The 12,068-nt window shown below is 41.8% G+C and carries 10 protein-coding genes; 8 read left to right on the top strand and 2 right to left on the bottom strand.

Annotated elements, in window-relative coordinates:
- The first annotated feature begins 138 nt into the window (after positions 1-138).
- On the top strand, positions 139-1,788 hold the full coding sequence (locus AC4E8A_RS05800; RefSeq protein ID WP_490197333.1) for a M20/M25/M40 family metallo-hydrolase: 1,650 nt from the start codon (positions 139-141) through the stop codon (positions 1,786-1,788).
- Between the two features lie 572 nt (positions 1,789-2,360).
- Here AC4E8A_RS05800 and AC4E8A_RS05805 read toward each other — a convergent pair.
- Complete coding sequence (locus AC4E8A_RS05805; RefSeq protein ID WP_490197334.1) at positions 2,361-2,972, bottom strand: nitroreductase family protein; 612 nt, start codon at positions 2,970-2,972, stop codon at positions 2,361-2,363.
- Positions 2,973-3,437: 465 nt separating this feature from the next.
- Between AC4E8A_RS05805 and AC4E8A_RS05810 the strand changes: the two genes are divergently transcribed.
- From AC4E8A_RS05810 to wrbA, 6 genes are all read left to right on the top strand, one after another.
- Positions 3,438-4,316, top strand: coding sequence for a hypothetical protein (locus tag AC4E8A_RS05810; RefSeq protein WP_490197335.1), 879 nt, complete (start codon positions 3,438-3,440; stop codon positions 4,314-4,316).
- Positions 4,313-4,879, top strand: coding sequence for a hypothetical protein (locus AC4E8A_RS05815; protein WP_490197336.1), 567 nt, complete (start codon positions 4,313-4,315; stop codon positions 4,877-4,879). Before AC4E8A_RS05810 ends, AC4E8A_RS05815 begins: the two co-directional genes overlap by 4 nt.
- Positions 4,880-4,946: 67 nt before the next feature.
- Positions 4,947-5,384 (top strand): large conductance mechanosensitive channel protein MscL, encoded by a 438-nt coding sequence (gene mscL, locus AC4E8A_RS05820; RefSeq protein ID WP_490197337.1) that lies wholly within the window; start codon positions 4,947-4,949, stop codon positions 5,382-5,384.
- Positions 5,385-5,536: 152 nt separating this feature from the next.
- On the top strand, positions 5,537-7,807 hold the full coding sequence (helD, locus tag AC4E8A_RS05825) for an RNA polymerase recycling motor HelD (protein WP_490197338.1): 2,271 nt from the start codon (positions 5,537-5,539) through the stop codon (positions 7,805-7,807).
- A gap of 437 nt (positions 7,808-8,244) precedes the next feature.
- On the top strand, positions 8,245-8,577 hold the full coding sequence (locus tag AC4E8A_RS05830; RefSeq protein WP_490198777.1) for an aldo/keto reductase: 333 nt from the start codon (positions 8,245-8,247) through the stop codon (positions 8,575-8,577).
- Positions 8,578-8,970: 393 nt separating this feature from the next.
- Positions 8,971-9,576, top strand: a complete 606-nt coding sequence (gene wrbA, locus AC4E8A_RS05835; RefSeq protein ID WP_490197339.1) for an NAD(P)H:quinone oxidoreductase — start codon at positions 8,971-8,973, stop codon at positions 9,574-9,576.
- Positions 9,577-9,612: 36 nt separating this feature from the next.
- Here the strand turns inward: wrbA and AC4E8A_RS05840 are convergent, their stop codons facing one another.
- Positions 9,613-10,527, bottom strand: coding sequence for an RluA family pseudouridine synthase (locus tag AC4E8A_RS05840; protein ID WP_490197340.1), 915 nt, complete (start codon positions 10,525-10,527; stop codon positions 9,613-9,615).
- A gap of 175 nt (positions 10,528-10,702) precedes the next feature.
- On the opposite strand from AC4E8A_RS05840, the gene AC4E8A_RS05845 reads away from it, so the two are divergent.
- On the top strand, positions 10,703-11,098 hold the full coding sequence (locus AC4E8A_RS05845) for a DUF5365 family protein (RefSeq protein WP_490197341.1): 396 nt from the start codon (positions 10,703-10,705) through the stop codon (positions 11,096-11,098).
- The last annotated feature ends 970 nt before the right edge of the window (positions 11,099-12,068 follow it).

Raw genomic sequence — 12,068 nt, forward strand, 5'->3', positions numbered from 1 at the left:
TTCTATAATATTCGTTTATATATCATTTTTCAAGCGAAAGAAGAAAATCTGTAGAATTTTTCATCTTCATGACTTCCAAAGCAAAGACGACTTCGATAAGATGATATCAACATAGAAATGAAAGGGTGTTTTCTGGACATGTATAGTGTACTCCAAGGAAAGGCAATGTATGACCAGATTGAATTGTTGACCAAATCACTGATGGCGAAAAAAAGCTTCAATAATACAGAGGGTGAAAGAAGGAAGGCAAAGCAAATCAAGGAAATCATTGAAACGTTTCCTTATTTCCGGAAGCATCCTGAAAACCTCTGGACTCAGGATATCCCGGGTGACCCTCACGGCCGTTTCAATGTCTTCGCAAAAGTGAGCGGCAAATCGAACCGGACGCTCCTTTTTCATGCCCATCTCGATACGGTTGGCATTGATGATTTTGGCATATTAAAAGAACATGCACATGATTCGGATTTTTTGGAAGCGTTCTTTTCTGATTATGACGGCGATGAAAAAGTAAAGAAGGATGCACGTTCAGGAAAATGGCTGTTTGGCAGGGGGGCTTTGGATATGCAAAGTGGAATTGCAGTCCATTTAGCTAACCTTCTATCTTTTTCCGAAAATGGTCAGGAGCTTGATGGAGACCTCCTGTTTCTTTTCAATCCGGATGAAGAAAGCGAACATGCGGGGATGATAGCAGCCATTGATGAATTATACCGATTGAAGGAAGAGGGAACTCAGTTTTTAGCAGCCATCAACAATGATTTTATTTCACCTGTATATGATGGCGATCGAAAGAGGTACATTTATACGGGTGCAGCGGGTAAGTTGCTGCCTTGTTTTTATATTGTCGGCCGTGAAGCACATGTCGGGGATATTTTGACATCTATTGACCCTACGAGAATTGCCTCTGATATAAATTTGAAAATCAATCAGAATATCGATCTGCTGGAAGACATAGAAGGGGAGTTCGTTCTTCCACCGTCCTGCTTGTATTTTAAAGATAAGAAAACGGTCTACAATGTGCAGACACCTTTAGAAACAAGAATGTATTTCAACTACTTTGTTTATGAGAAAACTTCAAGGGAGGTATTGGAGGAACTTGTAGATATTGCTGAGAAATCAGTGAGTCAGTTGGAAGCGGATTCCAAACAAAAATATGAAAAGTACCGCAGTCTCCATGGCTTTCCGGAAAGAGAGGTTTCCTGGAAGGTGGATGTCGTAACGTTCGAAGACTTTGTTAATGAACTACGTAAAAAAAGAGTGGACCCTGATGCAGTGATGAAAGAGAAGCTTGAAACCATGAAGGGGGAAGACAACCGCGAGATTGCCTTCTCCATTGTAGAAGCATTACAGCAGCTGGATCCGGACAAGACACCGAGGGTCATCCTTTTCTTTGCACCACCGTTCTTACCGCACAACTATTTAAATGAGGAAAATGAATATGGAAAGAAAGTGAATAACGTATTAAGAGAGTGTTTGAAAGAGACGGCGGAAAAGACTGGAGAAGAGTTCGAAATCAAGCGATTCTTTCCTTATTTGGCTGATGGCAGCTTTTTATCGCTTCATGAAAGCGATGCAGATATCCAGGCATTCAAGGATAATATGCCGATGATTGATTCACTGTATCCTGTCCCGATAGACCGGATACGTGAGCTTAACATTCCATCGATTAATATCGGGGTGTATGGAAGAGACGGACATCAATGGACAGAAAGGGTCTATAAGCCATACTCCTTTTCCACTCTTCCCGGTATCATTAGAGGGGTGGCGGCAGAACTGCTTAAAGTAGAATGAAGGGGTGGTAGTGCTTGATACTCGGCTTCAAATGCCAATGGGAAGGGTAAAATACCAGGTTATTGGTCCTAAAAAAAGGTAAATGGGCCGATGAGAATGAAAAATAGCCAGGAAGTTGGACCATAAACGAGGTAATCGGTCCAATGAGAATGAAGAAGGGCCAGGTGGTTGGCCTGAAAACGGAGTAAATGGTCCAATGGGAATGAAGAAACTCGAGGATATTGGCCAGAAAAGTAGGTAAATGGGCCAATGAGAATGAAAAATAGCCAGGAAGTTGGCCCATAAACGAGGTAATCGGTCCAATGGGAATGAAGAAATTCGAGGTTATTGGCCCTAAAAAGGTAAATGGGCCGATGAGAATGAAAACTAGCCAGGAAGTTGGTTAGGTTTTCTGCAAATAAACAGACCTAAATGGACCAAGGATCAACAAAACCAGGAAAATGCGGACCGAACAGCCATACCCGCCAACTGCTTTATAAGAATAAGTCAGCCAACTAGCTTATCCCCAAGCTAAAAAGGGAATAAACCAAAAAAGAAGCTGAAATAGCCAGCTTCTTTTTGCATTTTCTATCTTACTTTGCCCAGGTAATGAGGCTTTTGATGTCGAGGCGTTCTGTTTGACGGGCTTCTTTAAGCGGCTTTCCAAGGGTGATCAACATGATGGGGATATAACGCTCGGATACATTGAACTCTTCCATCAGTTTTGGGTGATTGAATCCGCCAATAGGGCAAGTATCCCAGCCTTTTCCTTTCGCAGCCAGCATTAACTGCATAGCAGCTAAAGATGCGTTGCTGAATGCAGCGTCCCGGGCATACTGGCCACGGGAGTAGGCACCTTCGATTTGTTTGACCAGCACCTCTTTTAACTCTGGAGTCATTTCTCCTTTTTCAATGGAAGGATTCAAAACAGGATCAGCCTTTTTATGTGCTTCTAAATCACCCAGAATGGCGATGACTGCAGAGGAATCCACGATTTGCTGCTGGTTATAAGCGATTGGAAGAAGCTTTTCCTGTGCCTCCTGATTATGAAAGGCGAGGAAATGCCACTGCTGGAGGTTCCAGGCAGATGGAGCTCTTCCTGCCAATTCAAGTATCTCTACCAGTTCCTCTGTAGAAATCTCTATTTTCGGATCATAATTTTTAGTCGAACGTCTTTCCCGCATAGCGTCAAAGATGTTTTCCAAGATGGTAGCCCCCTTCATTGTCTGTTGACATATTGTCATGATATCTTTTAGTGAGCAGATTTTTTAAGTAAGTTTCATCAGCCATCTTATAAGAGAAGGCCACCATCGTCAAGGCAAACCTGGGCAATGCGGTAAAATGAGGATTATAGCTGTATCATTACGTGCCCAATTCATTTTAACAAGAGGCTGTTTGATAAAAGTAGTATTTGACAAGGAACCATATTTTAAATGAAGTGCTATAAAGTATCGCTTAGTAAAATACATTGAAAAGAAAGGATGATCTTATTGCTTGGTAATAAGGAAGAGAAAGTTCTTGTCATCGTCATGTTTGCTGTAGCGGCATTTTTATTGATTGCAATATTACGAAAATTCTTCTTTTGAGGAGGCTGCATGTGGGCTTCCTCTTTTTTGGGGTTACTTGTCCATCAGCCGTTTTTGATAAAATGTAGTGAAGGGGGTGAAGGAATGCGGATCAAAACATTGATCATCATACTGTTATCATTTGGACTTATTTTCGGCGGCTTTTATACCTATTTAAAAATATCGCAGTTGGATGAACCATTATTTTTGACTCATTTTTACGAAAAAGAAGTCTTTGATTCATCCGATGAGCACATTCCGATTTTTTACATTACCAATCAAGGAGATCAAAGGCAGCTTGTCAGTGCCAGGTCAAAAGAAATTCCCGGACACAGGTTCTATGTCAATCAAGATGTGATTCACTACTCGGAAGGGATTTACAACCAACATAAAGCTTTCCTCACGCTAAGGGGCATAAGTGAAAAGAATATCAAACTAGAAGATTTTCTGTTTGAGTTTTCAGATGGGACTTCAATTGAAGCAAACATTGGAGCAATCAAACTGTTGGAGGCAAATAGACCGCCGGAAGAGGAATGGGCGGTCAATATCGCTTCAAGCGGCAGCAGTAATACCGGTGAATCATTTGCTTCGATCGACGTGCTCAAAGACAGCCGGTTATCAGCTTTGACTCTTCCATTTACTAGCCAGCTTACTGGGATCCTGGACGTGAAGTTGGATAACGCCAATTCCACCTTTAATACACACAGTCCAAAACCAGAAGACTTTAAAATCAAGAAAGGATTCACTGAAAATGAATTGCCTGTATCACTAAAAAAGAGCCATCTGCTTCGTTTATATGCCCTTGTCGATAAAAATGAACTGTATACAAATGATATCCATGCGCTGCAGTTCGGGATTACGGGCACATTCCAGGTAAATGGAAGAGAAGTAAAACAAAATCTGATGCACGTTATGGAACAACCCTATCTAACATCGGCACAGATTAAAGAGCTAAAAGACATTAGAGAGGACGGCGGGAAATGACAGAAAGGGCTATTAAACTTCTGGTGTGGGGACTGCTGATCGTCCTTATTGATATTAGGATTGTTACAGTTGATATTATTCATGATTTGATTGGCTATATTTTTCTGTACAAAGGCATCAAGAGGCTTCCGGAATCACGCTGGATGAACCTGGCAAAAATCTCCCTCATTATACTGGGTATCTTTTCGGTAATCGAGATTTTCGGATTTTCAACCATAAATATGAATGAAATGAATCAGGATTTTACAATGGAACTCGCATTTGCCGGTATTTTGGCCATTCTTTCTCTGTTTTTTAAACTGAACCTGCTATCAGGGCTGCTTGAGACAGCAGTTGAGTATGGTCTAAAAGACCAGCACCCATCGATGCAAAAATTTAAGATGGTTTATCTTATGTTCAATTTACTCTACATTATGAGTCTTCCTTCTATGATGGTCTTCCGTGAGGATTACGTTCTATTTTTGGTTTTCCTGATGGTTGCAGGCTTTATTGTCGAGATTGTGTATATTGTGAAAATCAATTCCTTCAAACGATTCATCCCTTCAGAAGAATACGCTTCTTAACCCCATGTCATCCGCATAATGTGTTACAAGGGATGAAAGCCTAAAACAAGATGCGGACGGAGGCAGTATGTGGAAAGAATTTAGGGAATTTATTTCAAGAGGGAATGTTTTTGATTTAGCTATCGCGGTTATGATTGGCGCCGCCTTCAGTAAAATTGTTGAATCCCTGGTAAAGGATTTGATGATGCCTGTCATAGGGATCCTGTTTGGCGGGGTCAATTTCGCTGGTTTGAATTACCGGCTGAAAGCAGAAGTGATCCAATATGGGGTCTTTATCCAGACGCTTGTGGATTTCTTCCTCGTGGCTGCTTCCATTTTTCTTATGATCAAGATATTTAACAAACTCCGTGGAAAAGGAAAATCTTATGAGATCAAAGCTTCGACCCAGCTTGAAGTCCTGATGGAGATAAGGGAAATCCTCCGGAATATGCAGGAGGAGAAAAATGAAGACCTTCCTCCAATACAGGGAAGGAGAACATCTATACGTTTTAAAAAAAGAGACTGATTCGACTTATTCCGGAGTCGCAGTCTTATTTTTTTTCGTATAATGTTGTAAACGTCCAACTTTTCTGATAATATATTCTTCTGCTCACCAAAACGCCTACATAATAGTCAACTTTCTCCATTGCGGCTGAATACAAAGGAAGGGAGAAATAAATGACGAACGAAACGCACAACCACCCCGATTATTCAAAGGAAAAAGACAGACTCGAATTCACGAAACGCTACATCGATGTTGTTATTCAAACAGCCCAGACCAGCAAAGATAAATTCAAAGAGAACATTGAAAATGCCTTCGGGGATGCCGACTGGCTGGAATCATCCGCCGCCTATATCGATATCCTGACAAATGCCAGCTTTTTTGAAATGTCAAAAGAGGAACTGGAAGCCCTTCAAAAGGCAAAGAACAAACCTTATTTCGCCAGGATAGACTTCACGCATGAAGATTCGCCCGATGAAGAAAGGCACTATATTGGAAAGACCTCTCTGTATCAACGCGAGAACCAGGAACAGATCATCGTTGATTGGCGCTCGCCGGTTGCCAACCTTTATTATGAAGGCCGAATAGGAGAGGTTTCCTATGAAGCGGAAGATGAAACCTACCATGGCCATCTGTCCTTGAAGAGACAGTATATGATCGAGGATGGTAATCTGGATGAGATTCGTGATATTGACCTCACGACAACGGACGAGCTTCTTCAAGAATCTCTTTCTAAAAGCTCCAGCAACCGTTTGACTGAAATCATCTCTACGATCCAGGAAGAACAAAACAGAATCATCCGGGCGGACTTAAATAAGCCGATCATCGTCCAGGGAGCTGCTGGGAGCGGCAAAACCACCATCGCCCTTCACCGGATTTCCTATTTCATTTACAATTACAAACAGCATTTTGATCCGCGTCAGCTTATGATTTTGGCACCAAGCAGGCTTTTCATAGATTATATTTCGGAAGCACTTCCCGAACTGGGTGTTGAAAGAGTGCGCCAGACGACATTTAGTGACTACGTGATGACCTGTTTAGAGAAACAGCTGAAACTGGCGGATGATAACAAGTTGATCCGATTGATTGAAAAAACGGATGAAGCAGCAAAACAGGCTGCCTGGATTTCAGGCTGGAAGGGCTCGAGGGACTTCCGGAAAATTCTGGATGCCTATATTGCCGATATTGAAAGCCGGTTTTACCCGACAGATGATTTTATCATCGATAAATATAGACTTTTCTCAGCTAAGAAATTCACTTCACTGTTAAAAGATGATTATACGTATATGCCAATCTATCGAAGAGTAGAAAAATTGAAGCTCCTCTTGCAGAGCTATGTTCGTTCCAATAAGAAAATGATGGTCGATAAAGTGGAGAAATTTTTCGACGAGAAAATTGAAAAAGCCCTCTATCATAAAAAATACGCAGCCAACCGAAAGGAGTATATCTCCAAAGCGCTTGATAAAAAAGCACTGCGCATGAAGGAAGTGCAAAAATCCATACGTACCGGTTTGACTCAATATATGAAACAATTCGAGAAGAAAACGTTGGTACAATATTATGAAGAACTGTTTTCCGACTGGGATAAGCTTGCGGAATATGCAAATGGCCGGCTTTCAAAAGACCAGGCAAGGGAAATATGCGAGTACACTGTAAAACTGTTAAAAAAGAAGACATTTGAAATCGAAGACCTCGCAGCTCTGCTTTATTTGCAGACCGCGCTGTACGGAATCGATTCTTTTTACAAAGCAAAAAACGTCGTCATAGATGAAGCGCAGGATTACAGCTACATGCAGCTGTATGCCTTGAAAACAGCATTGCAGACGGACATGTTCACATTGGTCGGCGACCTGGCACAAGGCATTCATTCCTACCGCGGTTTGGAATCCTGGGAACCGGTATACAAAGAAATCTTCCCAAGGGCTACCTATACTGAACTCCAGAAAAGCTACAGGACAACTATTGAGATAATGGAGGAAGCAAACAAATTATTGAAGAAGCTTCCTTATGAATTTCCTAAGGTCAACCCTGTGGTACGGCACGGGGAGAAGCCGGAATTCTTTCCCTTCGAAAAAGACGAAGAGTTAAAAGAAAGGCTTTCTCGTTTGTTCTTAGATTTAAGAGAAGAAGAGGACTTCCAAACTTTCGCTGTCATAGGAAAGACGATGAAGGATTGTGAAAAAATAGCTGCACTATTGGAAGCGGAATTCCCGGATGGCGTCAAGCTCCTGGCTGAACAGGAAAGCATTCCGAAAGACAAAATCGTCGTTGTTCCTTCCTATCTGTCAAAAGGCCTTGAATTTGATTGTGTGGTCATTGCCTCAATTGAGGAACACTACAAAGAAGAGAATGAGCTTGATATAAAGCTTCTCTATGTTGGGATGACCAGGCCGCTCCACAGGCTGTATTTTTTTGGAAAGAACAAATCGCATTTCCTTCTTGATTGATATTGGCTCTTCCTGCATGGCAGGAAGGGTCCTTTTTTCGCGTTTTAGGTATGTACTTGGGCCAGAATCTGCAAAGTACACATACATAGAAACTGCAAAAGGGGGTGGAAATACCATATGTCGGACTTGGTGTCTAAATGATGGAAGACGATGAGAAAGCAGTGAACTCAATCAAAACAGCGATGGATAGGGGATATCGCTCCTAGATACAGCTTCCTTCTATGAAAAGCGTGGGACAGGCTGTCAAAGAATCTAGGATCACAGTGAAAACCTATCCATTACATCCAGGGGTTGGGACTCCGACCAGGGATATAAATCCCCCTTACAACGCGTTTGAAGTGAGTAGGAAGCAGCTGTAAATACATTACATGGATTTCTAACTTTTTCACTGGCCGGCAGCTGATAAATACAGAGATACATGGAAAGTAATTGAACGGCTGTATGATGAGGGACTCATCAAAGCGGTCGGTGTAAGAAACTTCAAGGAGCATCATCTTGAAGAGTTGATGAAGGACAACAATGAAAGGCGGCCATTAATCAAATCGAACTTCACTCCTCGATTAAGCCTGCAGAAGCTCCGGAACTACTGCAGGAAAAATGAAATTGCAGTCGGAGCCTGGTCGCCGATTGCCTGTGGAAGGAATTTTGGGAACTGTTCCTGGAACATTTGGCCGGAAAATATAATAAATCAGCGGCTCAGGGCATCCTGCGCTGGCACCTGCAAAATGGCACAGTCATCATTCCGTAATCAATCCATGCAAACAGGATGAAAGAAAATATCCACATTTTTGACTTTGAATTGAGTCTCGAAGAAAGGTGCCAATCGACTCTTTGATAGGGATGAGCGATAGGGGGCAGACCCTTGCAAATTAGACTTTTAAACATCACTGCATTAACGCACCGGGGGACAGTCCCCTTGTGCGTTAATGCGTTAAAGGATGAGGGAACGATAACTTTCCTATTTGACAGATAAGGCAAATAGGCGATATAATTATCTCGAATTAAAGATAAATATTTTCGTAATATTGGAATTTAAAAAGTTTATTTTAACCAGCAAAGGGAAAGTATGGGATAGCATAAATGTCTATGTCATATGATTTTTGGCAAGAATTTAACCTGTCACAGGTTAAAAATATATGGATGGAAAAGGAGTTTTTTTTAACATGGCTAATATCGCGGTAATTTATTACAGCTCTACAGGAACAAATTATCAGCTTGCACAATGGGCAGAAGCTGCAGCAAAAGAAGCAGGAGCAGAAGTTAAGTTATTAAGAGTGGAAGAAATTGCACCAGAAGCGGCTGTTTCCTCTAACCCTGCATGGAAGCAGCACTTGGAAAACACGAAGGATATACCAGTAGCAACTAATGACGACCTTGAGTGGGCCGACGGAATTATTTTCAGTGTACCGACACGTTTTGGTAACGTTCCAGGACAAGTAAAACAATTCTTTGATGGTACTGGCGGCCTTTGGGCGCAAGGCAAACTAGCTAACAAAGTTGTAAGTGCAATGTCTTCAGCTGCAAATCCGCATGGCGGCCAAGAGCAGACAATCCTTGCGCTTTACACAACTATGATGCATTGGGGCGCAATCCTTGCAGCACCTGGATACACTGATCAGGCTCTATTCGCTGCAGGCGGAAATCCTTACGGCACAAGTGTAACAGTCGATCAGGAAGGCAATATGGTCGAAGATGTAGAAGCAGCGGTCAGGCATCAGGCAAAGCGTACAGTTGCTGTTACAGAAGCTGTTGCAAAAGGTTTAAACTAATCATATAAAAAGCAGGTATCCATTTGGATATCTGCTTTATTTTTTATCAAAGAACGTTGGAAATAATGGGGGATTATCCAGAAACGGTGCTTCATAGACCAATCTCTCCCCGGTCAAAGGATGAGGAAGATCAATGTACTTTGCATGAAGGGCCTGCCTGCTGACAATCGTTTGCCCTCCATATAATACATCTCCTGCAAGGGGATGGCCGATGGAACTCATATGAACACGGATTTGGTGGGTCCTTCCTGTATCAAGAATCAGCTGAACAAGACTGAGTTTCTTTGGTTTGTTTTGTTCTAACAATTGAAAATGAGTGACTGCAGGCTGCCCAGATGGAGAAACCCTTCTGCGTGTATTATGATGCCTGTCCCGGCCGATTGCTTGGTTGATCGTGCCTTTTTTTTGTTTGAGTAAACCATGTACAATCGCCCAATAGGTTCTTTTGATTTCTCTAGCGGCGAGGAGGCGGTCCAAAATACCTTTCACTAAGGGGTGTTTGGCAAAAATCACAGCACCAGTCGTATCCCGGTCAAGCCGATGAATGTGCTGAACCTGGACTTTTTCCCCTTTTTGCTGAAGATGCCATGCAACCCCGTTAGCCAATGTGTCTTTTTCAGAAAGGGGATCATTAGGATGTGTGTTCATTCCGGCCGGTTTGTTGATTATGAGCAAGTGGGGATCTTCATAGAGAACCTGCAGCGGCATGATGGCAGGAATGACTCCGTATTCCATTTCCTGAAGTGAAAATTGGAGAACATCTCCTTTCTTAAACGGACGTGTCCATTGGAGCGGCTGGCCATTCAACGCAATGACTTTTTCCATCCTTAACTGATGGACTGTCTTCTTTGGTGCCTGCCAAATGTCCCGCATCAAAACATCGGCTGTAACATTATCCCATTTTGCAGGGATGACGATCTCGAATTCAGGACCTTTGTCGTGTATATTCATCAAAAATCTCCTTTTTTCGTGTCTGGTAACGCTTTAATGCAGGCACTATATACTTGTTTTTATTTAGTTCCGATGTCATCATGGCTATAATTACCACCCGGAAAGAACTATATTTATGGTATTCTTAGAATAACTATTACATAGAGATGACAATCGTTACAAAGGTGGGTTATATGTGAAAATATTATTGGCTTCCACAGAGGAACAGGAGGAGACCATCCAAGAACTTATTTCGTATATTTATTGTACTATTTTCCCTCGTTATTTTACAGATGATGAGATCGAGCAATTTGAAAAACTAGAAGTACTCCATATGGAAACTAGTCACGCAAAGTATAACGGTACGTTGAAAGAGGCATTCCAATTGATTTCCAGTCTCCAGACTCTCATTTCCCTAATCGAGGCAGACTCCTCACAAAACGATTATGAAGAAATGTATGATCACAATCTGCGCATCTTAAAAAGCTTCAATTTATTTTTCCCATTCGAGCTTGAACATTTCCGCAGGTGCTGTAATTATCACAACAAAGTCAGTCTGTATGCCAAACCGGCCAATCAGCTGCTCGTGTGAATATTTTCTGAAAATCCCCGTATAAAATGGGCAGGGGAAGGCATACTTATAGATAATCAAGAAGAGATCCTCACCAATCTCTTCATTGATTCATCTTGTAATTCTCCTCTATTATTCTGCCTGGCGCAGGATGATCAACCACTGAGTGCTTGGAATGCACTTGGTGGTTTTTTGTGTTGGTTGAAGATATGGTTTCCCCCCAGCTCACAGGATAATCGAGGGAAAACACCATGCTATAAAAGAGTGTGACCTGTATCATCGTGTAATCCGGAGAGAAACACCGGGTTATAAACGGTGTAAGGTTTTAAAACCATGTGATTAGAAGGGAAACACCAGGTTATAACCGGTGTAGGATTTTAAAACCATGTGAATAGAAGGGAAACACCAGGTTATAACCGGTGTAGGGTTCTAAAACCATGTGAATAGAAGGGAAACACCGGGTTATAACCGGCGTTGGATTCTAAAACCATGTGAATAGAAGGGAAACACCAGGTTATAACCGGTGTAGGATTTTAAAAACATGTGAATAGAAGGGAAACACATGGTTATAACCGGTGTAGGGTTCTAAAACCATGTGATTAAAAGGGAAACACCAGGTTATAACCGGTGTAGGATTTTAAAACCATGTGAATAGAAGAGAAACACATGGTTATAACCGGTGTAGGGTTCTAAAACCATGTGAATAGAAGAGAAACACATGGTTATAAAAGGGCGTTGGGTTCTAAAACCATGTGAATAGAAGAGAAACACCGGGTTATAACCGGTGTAGGATTTTAAAACCATGTGAATAGAAGAGAAACACATGGTTATAACCGGTGTAGGATTTTAAAACCATGTGAATAGAAGAGAAACACCGGGTTATAACCGGTGTAGGATTTTAAAACCATGTGAATAGAAGGGAAACACATGGTTATAACCGGTGTAGGGTTCTAAAACCATGTGAATACAAGAGAAACACCGGGTTATAACC

This window comes from Bacillus sp. SRL337 (genome assembly GCF_984799155.1).